At 59.4% G+C, this 21,360-nt stretch carries 25 protein-coding genes; 17 read left to right on the top strand and 8 right to left on the bottom strand.

Going from position 1 to position 21,360, the window contains the following annotated elements:
- The first annotated feature begins 57 nt into the window (after positions 1-57).
- Entirely contained in the window at positions 58-234 is a 177-nt protein-coding gene (locus ACIOYV_RS12625; RefSeq protein WP_156339444.1) for a hypothetical protein, read from the top strand.
- Between the two features lie 22 nt (positions 235-256).
- Here the strand turns inward: ACIOYV_RS12625 and ACIOYV_RS12620 are convergent, their stop codons facing one another.
- Both ACIOYV_RS12620 and ACIOYV_RS12615 read right to left on the bottom strand, forming a co-directional pair.
- Positions 257-1,600 carry an ATP-binding protein gene (locus ACIOYV_RS12620; RefSeq protein ID WP_401324080.1) on the bottom strand — a complete coding sequence of 448 codons (1,344 nt, stop codon included), beginning with the start codon at positions 1,598-1,600 and terminating at the stop codon, positions 257-259.
- Entirely contained in the window at positions 1,597-2,307 is a 711-nt protein-coding gene (locus tag ACIOYV_RS12615; RefSeq protein WP_163912163.1) for a response regulator, read from the bottom strand. Before ACIOYV_RS12615 ends, ACIOYV_RS12620 begins: the two co-directional genes overlap by 4 nt.
- Positions 2,308-2,473: 166 nt before the next feature.
- Here ACIOYV_RS12615 and ACIOYV_RS12610 point away from each other — a divergent pair, with 166 nt between their 5' ends.
- The 8 genes from ACIOYV_RS12610 (at position 2,474) to ACIOYV_RS12575 (ending at position 7,830) form a co-directional block, all read left to right on the top strand.
- The gene (locus tag ACIOYV_RS12610) at positions 2,474-3,265 is read left to right on the top strand and encodes a VacJ family lipoprotein (protein WP_401324078.1); all 792 of its coding nucleotides are present in this window, start codon (positions 2,474-2,476) and stop codon (positions 3,263-3,265) included.
- Positions 3,255-3,506 carry a hypothetical protein gene (locus ACIOYV_RS12605; protein WP_401324076.1) on the top strand — a complete coding sequence of 84 codons (252 nt, stop codon included), beginning with the start codon at positions 3,255-3,257 and terminating at the stop codon, positions 3,504-3,506. The genes ACIOYV_RS12610 and ACIOYV_RS12605 overlap by 11 nt, the downstream gene beginning before the upstream one ends.
- A 60-nt stretch (positions 3,507-3,566) precedes the next feature.
- Complete coding sequence (locus tag ACIOYV_RS12600; protein ID WP_401324075.1) at positions 3,567-5,468, top strand: alkaline phosphatase D family protein; 1,902 nt, start codon at positions 3,567-3,569, stop codon at positions 5,466-5,468.
- A gap of 128 nt (positions 5,469-5,596) precedes the next feature.
- Complete coding sequence (locus ACIOYV_RS12595; RefSeq protein ID WP_401324073.1) at positions 5,597-6,112, top strand: adenylate kinase; 516 nt, start codon at positions 5,597-5,599, stop codon at positions 6,110-6,112.
- Between the two features lie 13 nt (positions 6,113-6,125).
- The gene (locus ACIOYV_RS12590; RefSeq protein WP_163912149.1) at positions 6,126-6,557 is read left to right on the top strand and encodes a VOC family protein; all 432 of its coding nucleotides are present in this window, start codon (positions 6,126-6,128) and stop codon (positions 6,555-6,557) included.
- A complete protein-coding gene (locus tag ACIOYV_RS12585) occupies positions 6,542-7,126 on the top strand; it encodes a DedA family protein (RefSeq protein ID WP_265040806.1) in 585 nt (194 codons plus the stop codon). The genes ACIOYV_RS12590 and ACIOYV_RS12585 overlap by 16 nt, the downstream gene beginning before the upstream one ends.
- Positions 7,127-7,324: 198 nt before the next feature.
- Complete coding sequence (locus ACIOYV_RS12580) at positions 7,325-7,579, top strand: type II toxin-antitoxin system prevent-host-death family antitoxin (protein ID WP_054613586.1); 255 nt, start codon at positions 7,325-7,327, stop codon at positions 7,577-7,579.
- The gene (locus tag ACIOYV_RS12575; protein ID WP_401324070.1) at positions 7,576-7,830 is read left to right on the top strand and encodes a Txe/YoeB family addiction module toxin; all 255 of its coding nucleotides are present in this window, start codon (positions 7,576-7,578) and stop codon (positions 7,828-7,830) included. The genes ACIOYV_RS12580 and ACIOYV_RS12575 overlap by 4 nt, the downstream gene beginning before the upstream one ends.
- 8 nt (positions 7,831-7,838) lie before the next feature.
- Here ACIOYV_RS12575 and ACIOYV_RS12570 read toward each other — a convergent pair whose 3' ends face one another.
- Positions 7,839-9,014, bottom strand: a complete 1,176-nt coding sequence (locus ACIOYV_RS12570) for an aspartate aminotransferase family protein (protein ID WP_401324068.1) — start codon at positions 9,012-9,014, stop codon at positions 7,839-7,841.
- Positions 9,015-9,116: 102 nt separating this feature from the next.
- Here ACIOYV_RS12570 and ACIOYV_RS12565 point away from each other — a divergent pair, with 102 nt between their 5' ends.
- The 3 genes from ACIOYV_RS12565 to ACIOYV_RS12555 all read left to right on the top strand — a co-directional run bounded on the left by ACIOYV_RS12565 (position 9,117) and on the right by ACIOYV_RS12555 (position 11,512).
- Positions 9,117-10,022, top strand: coding sequence for a LysR family transcriptional regulator (locus ACIOYV_RS12565; protein ID WP_401324066.1), 906 nt, complete (start codon positions 9,117-9,119; stop codon positions 10,020-10,022).
- Positions 10,023-10,097: 75 nt separating this feature from the next.
- Positions 10,098-11,111: a diguanylate cyclase domain-containing protein gene (locus tag ACIOYV_RS12560; protein WP_401324064.1), complete on the top strand. Its 1,014-nt coding sequence runs from the start codon at positions 10,098-10,100 to the stop codon at positions 11,109-11,111.
- Positions 11,108-11,512: a GNAT family N-acetyltransferase gene (locus ACIOYV_RS12555; protein WP_401324062.1), complete on the top strand. Its 405-nt coding sequence runs from the start codon at positions 11,108-11,110 to the stop codon at positions 11,510-11,512. The genes ACIOYV_RS12560 and ACIOYV_RS12555 overlap by 4 nt, the downstream gene beginning before the upstream one ends.
- Positions 11,513-11,651: 139 nt before the next feature.
- Here the strand turns inward: ACIOYV_RS12555 and msrA are convergent, their stop codons facing one another.
- Genes msrA through msrB form a run of 3 tightly spaced genes read right to left on the bottom strand, consistent with a single transcriptional unit; the run spans position 11,652 to position 14,716 of the window.
- Complete coding sequence (msrA, locus tag ACIOYV_RS12550; protein ID WP_401324060.1) at positions 11,652-12,359, bottom strand: peptide-methionine (S)-S-oxide reductase MsrA; 708 nt, start codon at positions 12,357-12,359, stop codon at positions 11,652-11,654.
- 31 nt (positions 12,360-12,390) lie between these two features.
- Positions 12,391-14,154 (bottom strand): cytochrome c biogenesis protein DipZ, encoded by a 1,764-nt coding sequence (locus tag ACIOYV_RS12545; RefSeq protein WP_401324058.1) that lies wholly within the window; start codon positions 14,152-14,154, stop codon positions 12,391-12,393.
- Positions 14,155-14,197: 43 nt separating this feature from the next.
- The gene (gene msrB / locus ACIOYV_RS12540) at positions 14,198-14,716 is read right to left on the bottom strand and encodes a peptide-methionine (R)-S-oxide reductase MsrB (protein WP_401324056.1); all 519 of its coding nucleotides are present in this window, start codon (positions 14,714-14,716) and stop codon (positions 14,198-14,200) included.
- A gap of 151 nt (positions 14,717-14,867) precedes the next feature.
- Here msrB and ACIOYV_RS12535 point away from each other — a divergent pair, with 151 nt between their 5' ends.
- The 4 genes from ACIOYV_RS12535 (at position 14,868) to ACIOYV_RS12520 (ending at position 18,510) form a co-directional block, all read left to right on the top strand.
- Complete coding sequence (locus tag ACIOYV_RS12535) at positions 14,868-15,584, top strand: response regulator transcription factor (protein WP_054045482.1); 717 nt, start codon at positions 14,868-14,870, stop codon at positions 15,582-15,584.
- The gene (locus ACIOYV_RS12530) at positions 15,581-17,095 is read left to right on the top strand and encodes an ATP-binding protein (protein ID WP_401324054.1); all 1,515 of its coding nucleotides are present in this window, start codon (positions 15,581-15,583) and stop codon (positions 17,093-17,095) included. The genes ACIOYV_RS12535 and ACIOYV_RS12530 overlap by 4 nt, the downstream gene beginning before the upstream one ends.
- A gap of 54 nt (positions 17,096-17,149) precedes the next feature.
- Positions 17,150-17,689 (top strand): DUF6622 family protein, encoded by a 540-nt coding sequence (locus tag ACIOYV_RS12525; protein ID WP_401324052.1) that lies wholly within the window; start codon positions 17,150-17,152, stop codon positions 17,687-17,689.
- Between the two features lie 116 nt (positions 17,690-17,805).
- Positions 17,806-18,510 (top strand): hypothetical protein, encoded by a 705-nt coding sequence (locus ACIOYV_RS12520; RefSeq protein WP_265040821.1) that lies wholly within the window; start codon positions 17,806-17,808, stop codon positions 18,508-18,510.
- 78 nt (positions 18,511-18,588) lie between these two features.
- Here ACIOYV_RS12520 and ACIOYV_RS12515 read toward each other — a convergent pair whose 3' ends face one another.
- Both ACIOYV_RS12515 and ACIOYV_RS12510 read right to left on the bottom strand, forming a co-directional pair.
- On the bottom strand, positions 18,589-19,083 hold the full coding sequence (locus ACIOYV_RS12515) for a RidA family protein (protein WP_401324050.1): 495 nt from the start codon (positions 19,081-19,083) through the stop codon (positions 18,589-18,591).
- Positions 19,084-19,231: 148 nt separating this feature from the next.
- Positions 19,232-19,717, bottom strand: a complete 486-nt coding sequence (locus ACIOYV_RS12510; protein WP_401324048.1) for a RidA family protein — start codon at positions 19,715-19,717, stop codon at positions 19,232-19,234.
- Positions 19,718-19,839: 122 nt separating this feature from the next.
- Here ACIOYV_RS12510 and ACIOYV_RS12505 point away from each other — a divergent pair, with 122 nt between their 5' ends.
- Positions 19,840-21,249, top strand: coding sequence for a PLP-dependent aminotransferase family protein (locus ACIOYV_RS12505; protein WP_401324047.1), 1,410 nt, complete (start codon positions 19,840-19,842; stop codon positions 21,247-21,249).
- The last annotated feature ends 111 nt before the right edge of the window (positions 21,250-21,360 follow it).

Raw genomic sequence — 21,360 nt, 5'->3', positions numbered from 1 at the left:
CGCTCATCCAACAGGCGGGCGCGGTTTCAAGTTAACGGCGGGCAAGGAAGGGATCGGATGGAGTTTCTACGGTTTGTGATATTTGCGGCAGCCTGGGGATTCATGTGGCGCTGGGTGGTGATCAATCGTGGCACGTGGGGGATGATTTTCGGCAACATTGCCGGGGCCGTCTCCGGGTTCATTGTCGGACTTGTGGTGTTGTCCATTACGCTGTCTGTCGTCCCGATGCAGTAGATGCACCGGGCCGGTGTAGGCCCTACCCCACCTGCACCGGCAATACCACCAACGCCGCCAACCCACCCTTGGTTCTATTGCGCAGCTTCAACTCCCCGCCATGTTCCAACACAATCGCCCGCGCCGCCGATAACCCCAGGCCAACGCCGCCGGTGCTTTTATTGCGCGAACCTTCCATGCGATAGAACGGCACAAACACTTGCTCAAGACTGGCCTCTGGAATACCCGGCCCACGATCCAACACCTTGATCCGCACCTGTCCATCATCGGCGATCAACTCAATCGCCGGCTCACTCGCGTACTTGATCGCGTTGTCCAGCAAGTTGGTCATCACCCGTTTAAGCCCCAGCGGCCGTCCGAAATACACCAGCCGCAGCGGTCCGTTGAACGCAATATCGATCTGCTGATCGCGATAATCATCCAGCAATGTTTGCAGCAATTCCGCGAGGTCAAACTGAGTCGCCGGCTCAAGTCGTGCATCGTCGCGAAAGAACTCCAGCGCTGAATTGATCATCGCCTGCATCTCATCCACATCCCGAAACAATCGTTGCTGTTGCTCGGTGTCTTCGATGAATTCACCGCGCAAGCGCATCCGCGTCAGGGGCGCACGCAGGTCGTGGGAGATGGCGGCGAGCATTTGTGTGCGATCGCGGATGAAGTGTTGCAACTGGGCCTGCATCGCATTGAACGCGAGGATCGCCTGGCGAATTTCCTGCGGGCCGATCGGTTCGATGGGCGGTGCGCGGAAGTCCGTGCCAAAGCGTCGGGCGCCCTCGGCGAAACGTTGCAAAGGGGTGGCGAGGCGGCGAGTGGCAATCAGTGCGACCAGGGCCGTCGAGATCAGCGCCAGCAGCACGACAATCAAATAACGCGGCATTTCGTCGAGGCCCCAACTGCGCGAGGGCGCGGAGAACATCAGCCACGACGCGTCCGGCAACTCGATCACCAGCGCGTAATGCGCCTGCGCCGGATTCTCCGTCCAGTCGGACGGCTCATAGGCTTCGATGCGCCGTTCCACGGATTTGAACAGCGGTTGCAGGATGCTCATGCCGGTGTCGGAAATGGGATCTTCCACAGCCGGCAAATTCATTTCCTGCCGCTTAAGATGCCAGCTGATGGTTAAACCTTCATCGCTGACGGCCTTAGCCAATTGGCTGCGCAGTGGGGCTGGCGCGGCCTCAATCACGCGGGTGACGGCCGCGGCTTTTTCCAGCAAGCCGATTTCAGTCAGCGGCGGCCGCGCCCACACCCCGGCCAACTGGATAAACAATCCGTTGAGCGCCAATGAAATCAGCATGGCGAGGATGATGGTCAAAGCGATCCAGCGCGCCACCGTATCCCGGCGAATCCGCTTCAGCCAGTTCATCGCCGCGTCACGCTGGGGGTGAACAGGTAACCGCCATTGCGCACGGTGCGAATCATCGCCGGGCGCTTGGTATCGGATTCGAGTTTGCGTCGCAGGCGGCTGACCTGAACGTCGATGCTGCGATCGAACGCCTCATGGCTATGCCCTCGCGCCAAGTCCAGCAATTGCTCGCGAGTCAGAATGCGCTGCGGGTGTTCGACGAAGACCAGCAGCAAATCAAACTCGCCGGCCGACAGCGGGATCATCACGTTGTCCGGCGAGCGCAGTTCCCGGCGTGTGACGTCCAGGTGCCAGTCGGCGAAGTCGATCAGCGGCCGTGGCCGTTCCTGGGAAACCGGGCGGCGCTCGTCCACACGACGCAGCACGGCGCGCACTCTCGCCAGCAGTTCGCGGGCGTCGAACGGTTTGGTCAAATAATCATCGGCGCCCAGTTCGAGCCCGACCACTCGGTCGCTGAGTTCACCCATGGCGGTCAGCATGATCACCGGCGTGGCGTAGCGAATCCGCAGTTGCTGGCACAGGATCAATCCGCTGTCGCCCGGCAACATCACGTCGAGAATGATCAGGTCCGGCGCCTGGCGCTCGATGGCCGCCCACAGCGACGCGCCGTCGGTGGCGACCTCGACGCTGTAACCGTGTTGCACGAAGAATTTTTTCAGCAGATCGAGGACCTCAAGGTCGTCGTCCACAATTAACAGGCTGTTCACCGCAGGTCACTTAAGGGCCGAATGGAACCGCCATCTAAAACCATTCACGCCGGCCCGTCATATATTTCAATCGTGCAATAAAGCGTCGCCGCGGCAATAAACCAGACATCTTTGCGCAAGGCTTGGGGCTCAGCATCTCGGCGAATTCCTCCCGAGACTTGCATCCATGTTGCCTTTCAAATGTGCTCCCTGGCTGGCCCGCAATACTTCGATTGCCGTGCTGGCCGCCGGGTTGGCGGGTTGCAGCAGCCAGCCGCCGTCCACCGCCAGCGTGACCTGCGCCGAAATCAACTACTCGGTGTATGACCCGGCGGAACCGCTCAATCGCGGAGTGTTCGCCTTCAACCGGGTGCTCGACGACTACGCCCTGGCGCCGGTCGCGCGCGGCTATCGCTACCTGCCGGACTTTTTCCAGGCGGGTGTGCATAACTTCGTGGCCAACTTCGGCGAGCCCAAGGTGTTTATCAATGACCTGCTGCAAGGCAACCCGCGACGTTCGGTCAATACCGTGGGACGCTTCGTGCTCAACACCACGGTCGGCGTGGTGGGTTTGATCGATGTCTCCGGCAAGGTCGGCATCCCGCGTCACGACGCTGACTTCGGCCAGACCTTCGGCGTGTGGGGAATCGGCAACGGCCCGATCGTCGAACTGCCGCTGTTCGGCACATCCAACAGCCGCGACGCCGCCGGGCGCGTGCTGAGTTTTGTGGTCGACCCGTTTGGCAGCAACAGCGACACCGTGGACACGCTGAAAACCATCAACACTGTCGGCGGCATCGTCGATGGCCGCGCAGAAGTGTTGCCGCTGACCGACAGCCTGAAACGACTGCCGGACTATTACAGCGCGTTGCGCAACGTGGTGGCCGAGCACCGTGCGGCTTACGTGGCCGATGGCAAACAAGGCTCGCCGCAGACCACCCAATCCCAATGCACAGGAGCTCCAGCTGATGGATTCTGAAAGCAAAAGTCTGATTCTGCAGCAGCGGGTGACGCAGAACGACTCGACCAATCTGCACTGCCGGGAGATTACCCTGCGCTTGTCGGCGGACTGTCGCGAGTTGGTGCTGAGTCGCTACACCGAACATTACGGCCCGGCACTGGTGCGCTGGATGGAGCGCAGTCATACGGTGTCGGTGAGTGATTTGTTTCGGTGGTTGGTGGCGAATGGTGAGCGAGGGGTCATCAGGTCGGATGCCTAATTGCAATTCATTGACATCCGCTGCGCTATTATCCCGCGCATCTTTGTAGCCTGAATCCGGATGTCCATGCCTTTGCCACTGCCTGACGATCACCAATCCCTGCCCCCCGTGCTGGTCGGGCCGTTGTTGCGGCGTCTGGAGCCTACGCGGCTGGTGATGTGGCTTGTAGGATCCCGGGCGTTGTCGCTGACGATTCGTCTGCAAGGTATCGGCGATATTCGTCTGGATGACGGCCAGTGCACGGTCATCCCTGTCGGCACTCATGCCTTTATTCACTTGATCGACGTGCCGCTGGAGACTGCCCTGCCCTGGGACACGTTGATCGAGTACGACTTGCTGATCGACGACGCGGGCATTGCCGACTGGGCGCCGCATCTGCTCTATGGAGAAGCCCAAACTCCAAACTTCGTCCTGCGCTCAAAAATTGATCAAGTGCTGCACGGCTCCTGCCGTAAACCGCATCACCCGGCGGCGGACGGTTTGTTGTGTGTCGATCGCTTGTTGGCGGCGGAACATGCAGCGATCGAGCGCCCGGCCCTGTTGATGATGAGCGGCGATCAGGTCTACGCCGACGATGTCGCCGGACCGATGCTGCGGGCAATCCATGCGTTGATCCAGCGCCTCGGTTTGTTCGAGGAGCACCTCGAAGGCGCGGTGGTCAGCGACAGTGCCAAGCTCTACGAACACCCGGCCAGTTACTACCATCGTGCGGATTTGTTACCGGCGCTTGAGAGCAATGAAACCCTGCGCGAGCGATTTTTCGGCGGTGCCCGTAAGCCGATTTTCACCAGCAGCAGCGCCGACAATCATCTGGTGACTTTCGCCGAAGTCGTGGCCATGTACCTACTGGTCTGGTCGCCCACTGCCTGGACGCTGATCGATCCGAAGCCACCGGCGCTGACGCCCGAAAGACGCGAGCGCTATGCCCTCGAACAGACCCGCATCGATGCCTTCAAGGCCGGCCTCGGCGGTGTGGGCCGGGCGATGGCGCACTTGCCGTGCCTGATGATTTTCGACGACCACGATATTACCGATGACTGGAATCTTTCCGCGCAATGGGAGGAAACGGCCTACGGGCATCCGTTCTCCAAGCGCATCATCGGCAATGCGCTGATCGCTTATCTGTTGTGCCAGGGCTGGGGCAATAACCCGGATGCGTTCGGCGGTGTGCTGGAGAAAACCCGCACATTGAGTACCACCGAGCGCTACCTCGACAGCACGCTCCAGGACGACTTGATCAATGACCTGCTGAGCTTTCAGAACTGGCATTACGTGTTGCCGACCACCCCGGCCCTGGTGGTGCTCGATACGCGCACCCGACGCTGGCGCAGCGAGATGAACCTCAAGCAACCCTCGGGCCTGCTGGACTGGGAAGCCCTCAGCGAGTTGCAACAGGAACTGCTGGATCACCCGTCGGCGATCATCGTTTCACCGGCGCCGATCTTCGGCGTCAAGTTGATCGAAACGGTGCAGCGGGTCTTCAGTTGGTGCGGTTTTCCACTGCTGGTGGACGCCGAAAACTGGATGGCCCATCGCGGCGCGGCGCAAGTCATCCTGAACATTTTCCGACACTCACGCACACCCGGTAACTACGTGGTGCTGTCAGGTGATGTGCATTATTCCTTCGTCTACGAAGTATTGATCCGACATCGCAAGGCTGGCCCGCGCATCTGGCAGATCACCAGCAGCGGCATCAAGAATGAATTCCCCCGGGCCTTGCTCGAATGGTTTGACCGCCTCAACCGCTGGCTCTACTCACCGCGTTCGCCGCTGAACTGGCTGACCAAACGCCGCCGCATGCGCATCGTCCCGCACATTCCCGAACATGCTGAAGCGGGCGAGCGGTTGTGGAACTCGGCGGGGATCGGGCAGGTGCTGTTTAATGACAAGGGTCAGCCGCGCGAGATTTATCAGCACAATGCTGACGGCTCGCCGCGTACTCGAATGGTTGCGCCGGAGTAATCATTGATTTGCGAAAGTGGTTTGTCAGTCGACATCCATACTGAATGGGCGGGCCTCTTCGCGGGCAAGCCTCGCTCCTACAGTGGTGGGGGGCTCCCACATTTGCTCTTCACCGAATGTAATGACCAATGAACACAACGCCCTTGAACCTCACCCGAACCCTGATCATCGGCAATTCCGGTTCGGGCAAGAGTTGGCTGGCCAGGCACTTGGCCAAACGGCGGCATGTGCCGTGGATTGATCTTGACCGGATTCACTGGATTTCGGATGAACACAGCATCGCCCGACCTCGAAATGAAGCCCTGGAAATAGCGCGGGTGGCCGCCAGTGAAGAACATTGGGTGATCGAAGGGGTTTACGGCTGGATCATCAGCGAACTCTTGCCGCAAGCGACAACATTGATCTGGTTGAGTCTGGGCGACGACGATTGCGTCGCCCAAATTCATCAGCGAGAAGCCGGGCGCGATGCCAACGACGAATTGCTGATAGCGTTACTGGAATGGGCCGGCAGCTATCGACGTCGCGAAGGATCCAGCGGATTCAAGGCTCATCAGCGTTTGTTCCAAGTTTACAGCGGTTCGAAATTGCAACTGACGAGCCGGGCTGAAATCACGGCATTTATAAATGCGTTACCACCCCGCTAAACAAGGAAGCGTCATGTTTGCACGGAGCAAGTTAGTCCCTGAATTAATGGTCACCGACATTCAAAAAAGCCTGCACTTCTGGACGTCGCTGATCGGTTTCAACATCGCCTATGAACGTCCCGAAGTTGGTTTTGCCTACCTCGATCAAAATGGCGTTCAACTGATGCTAGAGCAATACGATCCAGACGAAGGCCAATGGTTGACTGGGCCGTTGGAAGCACCGCTGGGTCGTGGCATCAACTTTCAGATTACCGTCGATTCAGTTGAACCCCTCCTCCTGCGGCTGGCCGAAGTTCAGTGGCCGTTGTTTCGCCCCTGCGCCGATGTCTGGTATCGCGCGGACGCGGTTGAAGTCGGTCAACGGGAATTTCTGGTACAGGATCCGGACGGCTATCTGGTCCGGTTGGTGGAAAGTCTTGGGGAGCGACCGTGTTTGAACACATAGATCTCAACTACCTGCTCGGCACATACGGCTATTGGGCGGTGTTCTTCGGCTGTTTGCTGGAGGGCGAAACCATTCTGATTCTGGGCGGGATGGCGGCTCATCAACACTTGTTGCACCTGTGGCCAGTGATTGGCTGGGCCAGCCTCGGCGGGATGTTGGGCGATCAGTTGCTGTTCTGGAGCGGCCGTTATTTTGGTGGACGGCTACTGCCACGCCTGCATCGACAACAAGCGGCGATCGATCGAGTGACGGGACTCATCGCGCGTTATCCATCGACCTCGGTATTTGCCGTGCGTTTTCTGTACGGCATGCGTCTGGTGGGGCCGGTGGTGATCGGGGCCAGCGGATTGTCGCCGCTGCGGTTCTCGCTTCTGAATGCCTTGGGCGCGGTGGTTTGGGCCACAGTATTCGCCAGCGCCGGGTATTGGGCTGGCGAGGCGCTGGAAACAATGTTGGGCAATTTGAAACCTTATCGACTGCCGATTGCGCTGGGGGTCTTGGTGTTGGCGGTGGTGGTTGCGTTGGTTCGGCATTGGCGGAGGAAACAGAAGGCGCGTCATGTTGGGTGATTCGCTTCAGATTGCCTACAAATACACCACATGATTATCGGAACAGGATTACAAGAGTCACGGAAACGTCTCGACGAACCTTCGGCGATACTCAATGCAGGCGCAGATACTTCATCTGCGCAACGACCACTCGTAGGTAGCGCCTTGTCATCCTGTACTCATTTCTGTACGTTCTTTGCATTAAGCGAGGACTACACCATGCAAACCATCAACTACACCACTGCGCGTGCACACTTGGCTGAAACCATGGATCGGGTCAATGAAGATCGTGCGCCCTTGCTGGTAACTCGCCAGAAGGGCGAACCGGTGGTGATGATGTCACTAGCAGAGTACAACGCGCTCGAAGAGACCGCATATTTGCTCCGATCCCCAGCCAATGCTGAACGCTTGATCAAATCAATTGGCAACCTGCGAGCAGGGAAAACCAAGGCCAGGCGCCTTATCGAAGAATGAATATCGAGTTCACTGCTGAAGGTTGGGACGACTACTTATGGTTCCAGCAAAACGATAAAGCCGGGCTCAAACGAATCAACCTTTTGATCAAAGCGATCCAGCGTGAGCCTTTCAGCGGCCCCGGAAAACCTGAGCCGCTCAAATACAATCTGAGCGGCTTCTGGTCTCGCCGGATTACAGCGGAGCATCGCTTGGTCTATGCGATCGAAGATGGCGCGATACAGATCGTTATGTGCAGATATCATTACTGAACATATTCTCAGATCGGTCTAACTGCCCGGCAAACCCCTCTGACAATCATCTCCACTTCCCGCTCATCAATCGTCAACGGTGGCAGCAGGCGTATGGTTTTGCCGCGTGTCACGTTGATCAGCAGGCCGTGATCCCGGGCGGCGATCAGGGTCAGGTCGCGGATCGGTTGGGCGAGTTCGATGCCGATCATCAAGCCTTGGCCACGAATTGCCAGGACGTTTGGATCGTCGGCCAGTTCGACACGTAATCTGGCGAGTAAGCGTTCGCCTTGCAGTCGGGCATTTTCCAGCAGGCCTTGTTCTTCGATGATGTCCAGCACGGTGCAGCCGACCCGGCAGGCCAGTGGATTGCCGCCGAAGGTGCTGCCGTGACTGCCGGGGGTGAACAGTTCGGCGGCGCGGCCCCGGGCCAGGCAGGCGCCGATGGGGACGCCGTTGCCCAGGCCTTTGGCCAGGGTCATGACGTCCGGGACGATGCCTTCGTGCTGGAACGCGAACCACTGGCCGGTGCGGCCGATGCCGGTCTGGATTTCGTCGAGCATCAGCAGCCACGAACGCCGGTTGCACAGTTCGCGCAGGGCCTTGAGGTAACCGGGTGGCGCCAGTTGCACGCCACTTTCGCCCTGGATCGGTTCTATCAGGATCGCCACGATACGCGGACCGTGGGCCTGCTGGATTTTGTCCAGTGCCTTGAGGTCGCCAAACGGCACTTTGACGAAATCCCCCGGCAGCTCATTGAAACCCAGGCGTACCGCCGGGCCGTCGCTGGCGGACAGGGTGCCGAGGGTGCGGCCGTGAAAGGCGTTCTCCATGACCACCACCAGCGGTTGCTCGATGCCTTTGTGCCAGCCGTAAAGCCGTGCGAGTTTCAATGCCGTCTCGTTGGCCTCGGCACCGGAGTTATTGAAAAACGCCCGGTCCATGCCTGAGAGCCGGGTCAGTTTCTGCGCCAGTTGTTGTTGCCAGTCGATGCTGTAGAGGTTCGATGTGTGCAGCAGCAAACCGGCCTGTTCGCTGATGGCGGCGACAATCCTGGGGTGAGAGTGGCCGACATTGGTCACCGCCACGCCCGCCACTGCATCCAGATATTCTCGACCGGCCTGATCCCACAGGCGCGTGCCCAGGCCTTTGCTGAAACTCAGGGCCAAGGGTTGGTAAGTGCTCATCAGGCAGGCGGCGGTCATGACATCAAGCTCCATCAATTGTCGGTGTTTTTGCAGTATGGTTAGCCACCTGAGCTGGATAAACGCCGCAATACTTCAATCATTTAAAAGCTGGGCTTGATAATGGATTTGTTTCAGGCAATGACCGTTTACGTCCGCGTTGTAGAAACCGGCAGCATGACCGCCGCCGCGTTGCAGTGCGAAATGTCCACGACCATGGTCGGCAATCACTTGCGCGCGCTGGAGCAAAGGCTCGGCGTACGCTTGCTCAACCGTACGACCCGGCGCCAGCGTCTGACAGAATTTGGCACCGCGTATTACCAGCGCTGCCTTGAAGTTCTGGGGCTGGTGGCCGATTCCGAACGGCTGGCGGAACAAGCCCTCGATGAACCGAGTGGCACGCTGCGCATCACCGCGCCGTTGACCTTCGGCACAGAACGGCTGGCGCCGGCACTCAGTGAGTTCTCTTTGCGTTGTCCACAGGTGAAATTGGACGTCGTGCTCACCAACGGGCGTCCGGACCTGTTGGAAAACGGTTTCGATGCGGCGATTCGCCTGGGCGCTATCGAGCCGTCCAACCTGATTGCCCGTCCACTGATCGATTACACTCTGACCATGTGCGCCTCGAAAGCGTACCTGGCGCGCCGGGGCATCCCACAAAAACCTGAAGATCTGCAACACCACGACTGCCTGGCCTTCGCCTACCCGGAAGGCGATGACTGGCGTTCGGTGGAAAAACAATGGCGCCTGACCGGTCCGGAAGGCGAAGTGATGGTCGCGGTCAGCGGTCCGATGCTGATCAACAGCTCGGCCGGCCTGCACCAAGCGGCGCGCACCGGCATGGGCATCGTCATGGTGCCCGACGCGCTGGTCGAACAAGACCTCAAGGACGGAAAACTGGTGGCGTTGATGCAGGATTACCAATTGCCGAGCCGGCCGATGAACCTGGTGTACACCCAGGATCGCTACCGTTTGCCGAAACTGCGTAGCTTCGTCGACTTCGCCATGCAGATGTGGGGCAAGCACTAGCCGCGCCAATGCCCCATGGACTAATCTGCTCGACGGGCGAGTCACATCGATATAGGGGCGGCAAGGAGAGCGGTGATGGGCGACGCAACGGATATCGAGCCGTTGAAGTTCAATCTGTCGGACTTCAACGAAGACATGCTGCACACCATTATGGAACTGGTCAGCGACGGCATCTGGGACTGGAACGCCAACACCGGGTTCGTCTACCGCAACCCCGGCTGGTACGAGATGCTCGGCTACACGCCGCACTCGCTGCACAACAACGTGCTGACCTGGGAAACCGTGATGCACCCCGACGATTATTCGCGGGTCATGGCGTTGTTCGATGACTATCTGAATCAGCGTGCACCCGGCTATCAGGCCGAATATCGCTGCCGCCGACAGGATGGCACCTACATCTGGATCGAAGATCGCGGTTACATCCTGGCGCGCAATACCGATGGTTCGGTGGCGCGGATGGTCGGGGCGCACCGCAGCATCGAAGACAAAAAACGCCTGCTCGAACAACTGGAGCGGCGTAATCACTCCCTCGAAGCCCTTGTCGAAGAACGCACCCGGGAGCTGTCCCGGGTCAATCAGCAACTGCAAATCCAACTAGAAGAAAACCGCAAACTCGCGGAAACCGATGCCCTGACCTCGGTCGCCAATCGCTATCGCCTGGAAAAAACCCTGCCCCAGGAATGCGACCGCGCCCAGCGCTTCCGCCAACCGCTGTCGCTGATTGCGATGGACATCGACGACTTCAAGATTATTAACGATCACTACGGCCATGCATTGGGCGATGCCGCGTTGGTGCAGGTGGTCGAATGCCTGAAAAGCTGTGCGCGCGACGGTGACTTGCTGTCGCGCTGGGGCGGTGACGAATTCATCCTGATCCTGCCCAATACCCCGCTGACCGATGCCCGGGGCATCGCGCAAACAATCCGCCACAACCTGACGAACCTGCTGCCGGTGGGAGACTTTCAGGTGACCATGAGTTTTGGCGTGGTGCAGCGTTTTGAAGAGGAACAGCAAACCGGCCTGCTGGCGCGGGCTGACCAGGCACTGTATCGCTCGAAAGTGATGGGCAAGAATGTGATTTCTGGATGAGCACGGTCCTGGATATCCGAGATGTGCAGCCTTTGGACGTTGAATCCGTGAGGCTGTTTCTAGGGCAGAACGGCTGGGGCCATCGGACCGGTTCAGCCGAGCACTTTGCGCAGTTGATCGCCAACTCCCAGCGCACCGCGATTGCAGTGAAGGACTCGCAGATCGTCGGATTTGCCCGAGGCATTACCGACGGACTGTCCAATGGGTATCTGTCGATGGTGGTCGTGTGTGGGCAACATCGACGTGAAGGTGTAGGCCGTGCACTGGTTGGGCATGTGATGGGGGAAAATTCCGACATCACCTGGGTGCTGCGCGCGGGTCGGGAAGGCGCTACGGAGTTTTTCGCCGACCTGGGTTTTGAGGTATCGAGCATTGCCATGGAGCGTCGCCGGAGCAGGTAACCAAAACCGAGACAACACCGATCAAATGTGGGAGCGGGCTTGCTCGCGAAGGCGGCGTGTCAGTCGATATAGATGTTGACTGACACGGCCTCTTCGCGAGCAAGCCCGCTCCCACAGTGGTTTGTGACTGGCCCGAGGCTTATAACCCCGCCTTCACCAACACCGCTTTCTCCTGATACCGATCCGGGTACAACTGCTTCAACTGCGCCAATTTCGGCATGTCGTTGATCACGATGTACGGGTACGTCGGGTGCTCGGTGAGGAAGTCCTGGTGGTAATCCTCGGCCGGGTAGAAACCGTTGTAGCTTTCCAGTTTGGTGACGATGGGTTTGTTGAACAAATGCGCGGCGTCGAGTTGGGCGATGTAGGCCTGGGCGACGCGTTGCTGTTCCTGATTTCCTGGGAAGATCGCCGAGCGATATTGGGTGCCGCTGTCCGGGCCCTGACGATTCAGCTCTGTAGGGTTATGCGCCACCGAGAAGTAGATTTGCAGCAGAGTGCCGTAGGTGACTTGAGTCGGGTCGAAGGTGACTTCGACGGACTCGGCATGCCCGGTATCGCCTTCGCTGACCTTCTCGTATTCAGCCGTATTGGCCGCACCACCGGCATAACCGGACACGGCTTTCTTCACGCCTTTGACATGCTGGAACACACCCTGGACGCCCCAGAAACAACCGCCCGCGAAGACTGCGGTTTCGCTGTGGGCCTGGGTGGTTTCGTCAACGGTCGGTGGCGGGATGATCACGGCGTCTTCAGAGCCACCCAAAGAGAATGCCGAGCATTGGCCGATAACGCTGGCCGCCGCCAGGCCCAGAAAGGTACGGCGCCAGGTGAATAGGTTTTTCATGGGGCTGACTCCTTGGAAAATGAGATCACTATCAACCAAACGTGAAGGCATACGCCGAGACGCCCGGGTCGAGAAATTCGATGCTGAAGGTGCGGTCCGTGACATCGCCGGACTGGCGCACCAACTGGTACAAACGTTGTTCGGTCACGCTGCCGCTGCCATCGGGGGCGACGTCAGTGCCGTGGGCGTCAGCCGGTGCCTTGCCGTCGAGCAGCACTTTGAAACGCACCGGTTTACCGTCAGCGCCAGGCCCCAGCACCAGATGCAGATCACGCGCATGGAAGCGGTAGACGATGCGGCTGGCCGGCGCGCTGGCCGTGGCTCGCTCCGCCCCTACATTCCATTGGCCGCCCAGGCTCCAGTTATTCAGGGCCAGCTGGGTCGGTGGGGTGTAACTCGCTACTTTGTCCGTCACTAAACTTTTTTCAGGGACGAAATTCTCCGCACGCTGATAGCCAACGTAGGTTTCCGGGGACTGGACTTCGCTCATATCCGGGGCGAGTTGCACACCCTCGGCGCTGGCATTGATCAGGCCGTCCGCGACCTTGGTGGCCCCGGCTTCCTTCAGCAATTGTTGAATCACCCGCTCCGACTCGGCATATTCGCCTTCGCCAAAGTGGTGATAACGAATGCGACCCTGGGCGTCGGCAAAGTAGTGCGCCGGCCAGTACTCGTTATTGAAGGCGCGCCAGATTTTGTAGTCGTTATCGATGGCTACCGGGTAGTTGATGCCCAGGTCTTTCATGGCTTTGGTGACGTTGCCAACATTGCGCTCGAAGGCAAACTCCGGCGCATGCACGCCGATCACCACCAGTCCCTGATCGCGGTACTTTTCAGCCCAGGCTTTGACATACGGCAGGGTGCGCAGGCAGTTGATGCAGGAGTAGGTCCAGAAATCCACCAACACGACTTTGCCCTTCAACGCCTCGGCGGTCAGCGGCGGCGAGTTGAGCCATTGCACGGCGCCGTCCAGCGGTGGGAGATTGCCTTCAACCGGCAATGTGCCTGGGGTTTTATCAGCGACTTGGATTGCACCGCCAGCAGCCGGAATCGGCTCGCTGTTGTTCGGTGATTTACCGGCCAGTCGCCCTACCAGCGCTTGTTCGATACCACCGGTGGAAGCCGTCGAAACCCGTGCCAGAATCCCGGTGTCCAGCCCGAGCGCAATCGCTGCCACACCGGCCAGCATCATCGCGCCAAGCCCCTTGCGCACCCACTCGCCAGCACCAATCGAGCGCTTCATCGCCGCGAACACCTTACCGCCCAGCAACAGCGCGACGGCCAGAGACGTCGCGGCACCGGCGGCGTACGCCAGCAGCAACAACGTGGTGCCGATACTTGCCCCTTGCAGCGCCGCACCGGTCAGCACCAGCCCCAGAATCGGCCCGGCGCACGGCGCCCAGAGCAGGCCCGTGGCAACACCGATCAGGAACGAAGCACCGGGACGCGGCCGGGAATCGGCACCCGCGACTTCCGACAACCGACTGCCCGCCGCGACCAGCGGACGGGTCAAACGGTCAGCCAGTTTTGGCAGCAACAGTGTCAGGCCAAACAGTGCGACGAACACCAATGCAAGCCAGCGACCGTACTGGTTGAGCTGCACCACCCAGCCGCCGCCCACCGCCGCTAACGTGGCGACGAGCGCGAAGGTCATCGCCATCCCCACCAACAGCGGCAAGCCACTTTTCACGAAGGGTTGCCCGGTGCGCGCGAAGACGAACGGCAATACCGGCAGGATGCACGGGCTGACAATCGTCAGCACACCACCGAGGTAAGAGAGAACCAGAAGCCACATAGCGTCGACCTGCAACAAGTGAGAGAAAGTAAGTGCCTTCGGATCAAGCTGTCTGGAGTTTGAAAGTCATCGCCAGGCCATTCATGCAGTAGCGCAGGCCGGTTGGTTTCGGTCCGTCATCGAAGACATGGCCCAGGTGCCCGCCGCAACGTCGGCAGTGAACCTCTTCGCGCAACACGCCAAATGAGCGGTCCTGACGTGTGGCCACCGCCTTGTCCAGCGGCGCCCAGAAACTCGGCCAACCGGTGCGACTGTCGAACTTGGTGTCCGATGAAAACAACGCCAGATCACACCCGGCGCAGGCGAACGTGCCCGCCCGATGTTCGTTGTTCAATGGGCTGCTGTAGGCCCGTTCGGTGCCTTCCTCACGCAGGATTTCGTACTGCTCGGCGCTGAGCAGGGTGTGCCATTCGCTGTCGGTGTGGGTCACTTCGAAAACCTCCGCCGCGCTGGCCTCGCTGATCAGTGCAGAACTCGCCGCAAATTTTGGCAATACACCGATCACCAGGGCTGCAGCCCCCAGCCCGCCGCTCGTTAGAAGAAATTGTCTGCGTGAAAACATGGCCGTCTCCAAAATTCCAGGTGCCTGTCATGGAACACAGCCTAGGCTTGGGTTGATCGCCAAATCCTCACGGGGAGTTAAACAATTCGTGATAACTCCACCCGAGGAAAACCCGCACAATGTGCCCATTCGCAGCAAAGGATTGAGCTTTATGGAACAGACCAAACGCGTCCTGGTGGTCGAGGACGATCTGCATATCGCCGACCTTATCTGCCTGCATCTACGCGATGAGCAGTTCGAGGTCGTGCATTGCGCCGACGGGGACGAAGGCATGCGCCTGTTGCAGCAAGGAAGCTGGGACGCGCTGATCCTCGACCTGATGTTGCCCGGTGTCGATGGACTGGAAATCTGCAAGCGCGCCCGCGCCATGGCCCGCTACACCCCGATCATTATCACCAGCGCACGCTCCAGCGAACTGCACCGCATCCTGGGTCTGGAGCTGGGTGCCGACGATTACCTGGCCAAGCCGTTTTCCATGCTGGAGCTGGTGGCGCGGGTCAAGGCATTGCTGCGACGGGTCGATGCCATGGCCCGCAACCTGAAGATGGACGCAGGCAGCCTGATCCTCGACGGCCTGTCCATCGACCCGATCACCCGCGAAGTGTCCCTCGACGGCCGACGCCTCGACCTGACGCCACGGGAATTCGACCTGCTGTATTTCTTCGCCCGCCAACCCGGCAAGGTTTTTTCGCGCATGGACCTGCTCAACGCCGTGTGGGGCTACAGCCACGAAGGCTACGAGCACACGGTCAACACCCACATCAATCGCCTGCGGGCCAAGATCGAAACCGATCCGGCACAACCGGTGCGCATCCTCACCGTGTGGGGACGCGGTTACAAATTCGCGGCATCCGAGGACCAGCCATGAGAATGACCCTGACTCAGCGCCTGTCCCTGGTGTTCGCCGTGTTGCTGCTGGTGTGCTGCGGCACCTCGGCATGGATGCAGGTGCGCGCCAACCAGATGCATGAGCTGGAAGTGGTGCAAGGGTTGTCCCGGGATCTGGCCCAGCACATCGCCCACGACACTGTGCTGATGGACGCCAAGGGTCTGATGCCGAATGCCGTGCGCGATCTGTTCAGCCAACTGATGCTGGTCAACCCGAGTGTCGAGGTCTATCTGCTCGACAGCCAGGGCCGCATTGTCGGCAGCGCCGCACCGGAAGGACGGATACGTCGCAACCAAGTCGATCTGTTGCCGATCCAGCATCTGCTCAAGGGCGATGCCCTGCCGATTCTCGGGGACGACCCGCGCAGCGTCGATGGCCGCAAGGTGTTCAGTGCCGCGCCGTTGCAGGTCGACGGCAAACCGGCCGGCTATCTGTACGTGGTGCTGCTCAGCGAAGAACATGACCGCTACGCCGAACGCGGCGCCACCAGCGCCGCGCTCAATACGGCCCTGCTGTCCATCGGTCTGGTGGCGCTGCTGTGCCTGATCGCCGGCCTCACAGCCTTTGCCTTGATCACCCGGCCGTTGCGACGCCTGACCGAAACCGTTAGCCAGTTCGACATCGACGGTGTGCCGGTCACGCCGCCGACCTCGGCACCGGTCGAAAAAGCCGCCAGCCACGATGAGATTGCCGTGCTCGACGCCGCGTTCCGGCAGATGCAGACCCGCCTCAGTGAACAATGGCGCTCGCTGACCCGCCAGGATCAGGAGCGCCGCGAACTGGTGGCGAACATCTCCCACGACCTGCGCACGCCCCTGGCCTCGCTGCACGGTTACCTGGAGACCCTGTCGCTCAAGGACGCCACACTCTCCCCCGCCGACCGCCGCCGCTACCTGGGCATCGCCCTGGACCAAAGCCGCAAAGTCGGTGGCCTGGCGCAATCGCTGCTGGAACTGGTGCGACTGGAGCATGGTTTTGTGCAGCCGATACTGGAACGCTTCTCCATGACCGATCTGGTGCAGGACATCTTCCAGAAATTCGAACTCACCGCCGAAGCGCGCCAGGTGGAGCTCAAGGCGACCTTCGCGCCCAACGTTTCAGCAGCCTGCGCCGACCTGGGGCTGATCGAACGGGTGCTGACCAACCTGTTCGACAACGCCCTGCGCCATACCCCTCAGGGTGGAGAAATCGAACTCAGCCTGCGACCTCAAGGATCGTTCGTCGAAGTCACCATCAGCGACACCGGCCCCGGCATCGCCGCCGAACTGCGCGAAGGGCTGTTCCTGCGGCCATTCAACATTGGCGGCGCACGGCGTGATGGCGGGCTGGGACTGCGGATCGTGCATCGGATTCTGCAATTGCATGGCCGTGACATCCAGTTGATCGATGTTCCGGGACGCGGGGCAACCTTTCGCTTCATGTTGCCGGTGGACGAACAAACGGCAGAAAAAGGAGTGTTTCGCTCGATGAATCTCAATACTCCAGGGTAATTGTCGAACCCTGGCGGTATTATCCGTCACCTATTTCGGCAAGGACGCTGCGCAATGTTAAACATCCTGCTTAACACCCCGTGGTGGGCTTATTTAATCCTTGTGCTGCTGTGTTACAGCGGCATAAAAGCGCTTTCGCCAACCCGCGAGGGCAAGTTTTCATTCCTTCTTACCACTCTGGCTTTCATCTGTTTGTCGCTGTATTCGCTGACGACACTGACGCTTGAGCCAGCCCTGTTGATTGCATGCTGGTTGGTCGCTGCCATCCTGGGCGCTCTCATGGCGCAGGTGGTTTTTTCACGAAACGGCGTGGTGCTGGATGATCCGGAAACCGGCTTGATCCTGCCGGGTTCAATCAAGCCCCTGATCATCTATCTGATACTTTTTGCCGTGGACTATTACTTTGGCTATCAGAACGACGCTCACCCGGAACGCGCCGCAACGCTGGAGATGCTATTGATAAAAGCGTCAACATTGGGGTTTTTCAGTGGGCTTTTCAGCGGCCGGGGATTTAAATATTACCGCACCCTGCTGGCCCTCCAGGCGCAACCCTCCAAGGGTGGTCCCCAACGGAACGCCCTCGGTCTAAAATGATCGCCCGTTGCCTGTTCATTCGTGACAACTCTGCGCGGGTCCAATAGATTAGGCGGCCTGAAAAGGCCAAGCGCTTTCTCGCCTCAACTCAAGTTAAAAGAAGTAGTGAAATTTCAATGTCCGATTCCAACACCGCTGAATCCGTAGTCACCTTGTCGTCCAAAGCGGAATACGAAAACTCCATCAATCTTTCACAGCACGTGCCCCAGGCCAAGACCATCAGCGAGATGGTCCTGGACGCTTTCCAGTCCACCCGGGAAAGCGATCAGATTCGCGAGCTGCGCGCCGCGATTCGCCAGGCTCACGACAGCTTCGACGACGATAAAGCCTATGAACTGATGGGTGAACTCAAGCAACTCAAGGACGCCGAAGCCTCCGACATTGCCGCCCTGGAAGACCTGAGCAGCAAATTCCCGATCAGCCGCATCCTGTCCAGCTTCAAGGACGACCCGGCGTTTCAGGAAATCGTCTACGGCCTGGCGCTGAAGGTGCTGAACCAGACGCATCAAGCCATCAGCAACCCGAGCAGCGGCAAGAGCAAGGTTGCTCGCGCGAAGAAAGAAGTCGAAGTGTTCACCATCAGCAAGGATGGCGTGAACGTCACCCTGCCGCTGCGCACGCCTCGCTCGCGCCTGAACGTTGACCGTGAAGCCCTGGAATTCCTCGGTTTCACTTTTGTCGGCGAAGGTGAAGAAGCGGAACTGGAAAGCGAAACCTTCCTGGACAATGCCGGGACGGAACAAGCGGTCAACCGCAAGAACATCATCACTGCGCTGCAACAGCAAACCGCATTTGACGGTTACAGCATCGCCGCGCAGTAACATGACCTAGCGGTACTGCAAACCAAAAGCCCCGCTCTGAGAGTCAGCGCGGGGCTTTTTGCTGCCGGCCACAAAACGTTACGGCGCCGGAGGACGTAACGCCACGATCATGTCCATCTCGACGGCCGCATTCTTCGGTAGTTGATAAACGCCGATTGTCGTTCGCGCATGTTTCCCGGCATCACCCAATACATGCCTGAAGACATCGGAGGCACCATTGGCCACTTCGCTCAGGTCAGCAAAGTCCGCCGTGGACTTTACATACACCGTGATACGTAACAGCGTCTTGATTTTATCCAGCGAACCAATGGTGTCGACAATCAATGCCAGGCCACGCATCGCACTGATGCTGGCGGCGACTTGAGCATCCGCCAGGGTCAGTTCAAGGCCAACCCTGCCCGGATACTGGACTTTGCCGTGCTTACGCGGCACCAGACCACTGACATACAGTTCATTGTCGTGCCGGACCAGCGGCTCGAAATGCCAACCGATGGTGCTCTCGCCGTAGATGTCGTAATCCAGTTCTGCTGCCAAGGCGATGAAGCGTTCATCGCAAGTCATGTGGCCCGTCATTTCCTCCCACCCCACCTCTGTAACGTTCCATTAACAACCCTGATTTTTGACAGATTAGCCCAAGGTAGCCTTTCGCCACGACCTTGAATGAAAAAGCCCCGCGCTTCTTTCGAAGGCGGGGCCATTTAATACGTGATGACTACGACACCTAGGGTTCCAGGGCCACGATCATATCCACTTCTACCGGGGCATTTTTCGGCAACTGATAAACACCGACGGTGGTGCGGGTGTGTTTACCGGCGTCGCCCAGCACATGGGTAAAGACATCCGATGCGCCGTTGGCCACTTCGCTGAGATCAACGAAATCAAAGGTGGATTTGACATACACGGTGATACGAATCAGCGATTTGATTTTATCCAGTGAACCCACGGCGTCCATGATCAACGCCAGTGCGCGAATGGCACTGATGCTGGCGGCGGCTTGAGCATCCGCCAGGTTGAGTTCCAGGCCCACGCGGCCGGGGTACTGGATTTTGCCGTTCATGCGCGGCACCAGGCCGCTGACATACAGTTCATTGCCATGCCAGACCAGCAGGGAGTAATGCCCGCCGGCGGTGTTCTCGTCGTAGATGTCGAAACCGTGCTCCTTGGCCAGCTCGATAAAGCGTTCGTCACGGGTGGTTGGCTTGTTCATTGACTGCACCTTCTAGATCAATCATGCGAAACACGCCCTCGAGGGTAGGCATAGACGCTTGCCTTGAGCAGAGCAAGTTCGTATAGAATCCAGCGAACTTTACTGCCAGGGAGACCAGTAAAATGCAGGCTCAACGTGCGGTCATCGCCGCCATCGAGTTCCAGTCAGGCGTGCCGCTGGTGCAACAGATCGTCGAGCAACTGTCGATCGCCATCAGCCAGGGTGGGCTGCCCCACGGTGCCAAACTGCCGCCGATTCGCGAACTCGCCGAGCTGTTGAATGTGGGCAAGTCCACGCTGGTCGATGCCCTCGACCACTTGCGGGCCAAGGGCCTGGTGGTTTCGCGCCAGGGTTCGGGGCATTACGTGCATCGTTCCAGCACCACGATCCCGGTGGAACCCGGCCCGGACCTGCAACCGCAGGACACCCTCAGCATCGTTCGTCGTGCCGTATTGCTGGATAACGGCGCCCTGCGCCCCGGCTGCGGATTCCTGCCCTCCTCCTGGCTGCCCGCCGAAGAACTGCTCAAAGCCGTGCGCGGCACCCTGCGCGCCACCGCTCTGCGCATGGGCGAATACGGCGTCACGGGCGGTTACTTGCCATTGCGTCAGGCGTTGCGGGTCAAACTGTCGACGTTCGGCATCGACGTGCCGGTGGAGCAGATCATCACCACCGCGAACACCATGCAGGCCGTCGACCTGCTGATGCGTCTGCTGATCAAGCCTGGCGACACGGTGCTGCTCGACGATCCGTGCTACTTCAACATGCACACCAACCTCGCGCTGCATGGCGCCAAGGTCATCACCGTTCCCCGCTCCTGCGAAGGCCTGGACCTGGAGGCCTTCGAGCAAGCGCTGATCGCCCACAAACCCGTGCTGTACATGACCAACAGCACGCTGCATAACCCGACCGGGCACTCGTTCTCCCCGGCGCAGGTATATCGGCTGTTGGAACTGAGCCAGCGCTACGGTTTCCACATCGTCGAAGACGATTTATATGGCGACCTCCAGCAACGCCGCACACCGCGTCTGGCGGCAAGCGGCGTGGAGAATGTGAGTTACTTGTCCGGGTTCTCCAAGACCCTGACGGCCAACAGCCGGGTCAGCTATGCCGTGCTGTCGCCACAACTGGCGGCACGCCTGATCACTCTGAAAATGGCCTGCGGCGGCGTAACCTCGGAATTCGCCGAGCAGATTACCTGCACGATGCTCAGCAATGGCAGCTACGCCAAACATGCGCGGCGCACGGTGGATCGGTTGTATGAGTCGAGTAGCCGGGTGGCGCGTTGGTTGGTGGAGGCCGGTTGTTCCGTATCCTCGCTGCCCGGTGAAGGACTGTTTATCTGGACGCGTTTGCCCGAAGGCCTGCACGCCGAAACCCTGGCGCGCAAAGGTCTGGAAAACGACCTCGTGCTGGCGCCTGGAACCCTGCTCAGCAAATCCCCTGAGGCCAGCCAGTTCATGCGATTCAACGTGGCGCACAGCGATAACGCCCAGGTTCGTGAGCGGTTTTTTCGGTTGCTTGATCGCTGAGTTTTTCCTGATACACCGTGTCGCGGCCTTCGCGAGCAGGCTCGCTCCCACATGGGATCAGCGTCGGGCATGAAACTGGTGGCAACACCGATCCAATGTGGGAGTGAGCCT

Source organism: Pseudomonas sp. NPDC087342 (assembly GCF_044744265.1).
GTDB classification, from domain to species: Bacteria; Pseudomonadota; Gammaproteobacteria; order Pseudomonadales; family Pseudomonadaceae; genus Aquipseudomonas; species Aquipseudomonas nunensis.
Note: the sequence above shows the minus strand (reverse complement) of the source record. Positions and strands in the feature narration are given on the sequence as shown.

What these genes read in the sequence shown, in the direction of transcription:
- ACIOYV_RS12625 (WP_156339444.1), top strand. Translation starts at nt 58, where the DNA reads ATGGAGTTTCTACGGTTTGTGATATTTGCGGCAGCCTGGGGATTCATG.
- ACIOYV_RS12620 (WP_401324080.1), bottom strand. Translation starts at nt 1,600, where the DNA reads ATGAACTGGCTGAAGCGGATTCGCCGGGATACGGTGGCGCGCTGGATC.
- ACIOYV_RS12610 (WP_401324078.1), top strand. Translation starts at nt 2,474, where the DNA reads ATGTTGCCTTTCAAATGTGCTCCCTGGCTGGCCCGCAATACTTCGATT.
- ACIOYV_RS12605 (WP_401324076.1), top strand. Translation starts at nt 3,255, where the DNA reads ATGGATTCTGAAAGCAAAAGTCTGATTCTGCAGCAGCGGGTGACGCAG.
- ACIOYV_RS12600 (WP_401324075.1), top strand. Translation starts at nt 3,567, where the DNA reads ATGTCCATGCCTTTGCCACTGCCTGACGATCACCAATCCCTGCCCCCC.
- ACIOYV_RS12595 (WP_401324073.1), top strand. Translation starts at nt 5,597, where the DNA reads ATGAACACAACGCCCTTGAACCTCACCCGAACCCTGATCATCGGCAAT.
- ACIOYV_RS12590 (WP_163912149.1), top strand. Translation starts at nt 6,126, where the DNA reads ATGTTTGCACGGAGCAAGTTAGTCCCTGAATTAATGGTCACCGACATT.
- ACIOYV_RS12580 (WP_054613586.1), top strand. Translation starts at nt 7,325, where the DNA reads ATGCAAACCATCAACTACACCACTGCGCGTGCACACTTGGCTGAAACC.
- ACIOYV_RS12575 (WP_401324070.1), top strand. Translation starts at nt 7,576, where the DNA reads ATGAATATCGAGTTCACTGCTGAAGGTTGGGACGACTACTTATGGTTC.
- ACIOYV_RS12570 (WP_401324068.1), bottom strand. Translation starts at nt 9,014, where the DNA reads ATGACCGCCGCCTGCCTGATGAGCACTTACCAACCCTTGGCCCTGAGT.
- ACIOYV_RS12565 (WP_401324066.1), top strand. Translation starts at nt 9,117, where the DNA reads ATGGATTTGTTTCAGGCAATGACCGTTTACGTCCGCGTTGTAGAAACC.
- ACIOYV_RS12560 (WP_401324064.1), top strand. Translation starts at nt 10,098, where the DNA reads ATGGGCGACGCAACGGATATCGAGCCGTTGAAGTTCAATCTGTCGGAC.
- ACIOYV_RS12555 (WP_401324062.1), top strand. Translation starts at nt 11,108, where the DNA reads ATGAGCACGGTCCTGGATATCCGAGATGTGCAGCCTTTGGACGTTGAA.
- msrA (WP_401324060.1), bottom strand. Translation starts at nt 12,359, where the DNA reads ATGAAAAACCTATTCACCTGGCGCCGTACCTTTCTGGGCCTGGCGGCG.
- ACIOYV_RS12545 (WP_401324058.1), bottom strand. Translation starts at nt 14,154, where the DNA reads ATGTGGCTTCTGGTTCTCTCTTACCTCGGTGGTGTGCTGACGATTGTC.
- msrB (WP_401324056.1), bottom strand. Translation starts at nt 14,716, where the DNA reads ATGTTTTCACGCAGACAATTTCTTCTAACGAGCGGCGGGCTGGGGGCT.
- ACIOYV_RS12535 (WP_054045482.1), top strand. Translation starts at nt 14,868, where the DNA reads ATGGAACAGACCAAACGCGTCCTGGTGGTCGAGGACGATCTGCATATC.
- ACIOYV_RS12530 (WP_401324054.1), top strand. Translation starts at nt 15,581, where the DNA reads ATGAGAATGACCCTGACTCAGCGCCTGTCCCTGGTGTTCGCCGTGTTG.
- ACIOYV_RS12525 (WP_401324052.1), top strand. Translation starts at nt 17,150, where the DNA reads ATGTTAAACATCCTGCTTAACACCCCGTGGTGGGCTTATTTAATCCTT.
- ACIOYV_RS12520 (WP_265040821.1), top strand. Translation starts at nt 17,806, where the DNA reads ATGTCCGATTCCAACACCGCTGAATCCGTAGTCACCTTGTCGTCCAAA.
- ACIOYV_RS12515 (WP_401324050.1), bottom strand. Translation starts at nt 19,083, where the DNA reads ATGACGGGCCACATGACTTGCGATGAACGCTTCATCGCCTTGGCAGCA.
- ACIOYV_RS12510 (WP_401324048.1), bottom strand. Translation starts at nt 19,717, where the DNA reads ATGAACAAGCCAACCACCCGTGACGAACGCTTTATCGAGCTGGCCAAG.
- ACIOYV_RS12505 (WP_401324047.1), top strand. Translation starts at nt 19,840, where the DNA reads ATGCAGGCTCAACGTGCGGTCATCGCCGCCATCGAGTTCCAGTCAGGC.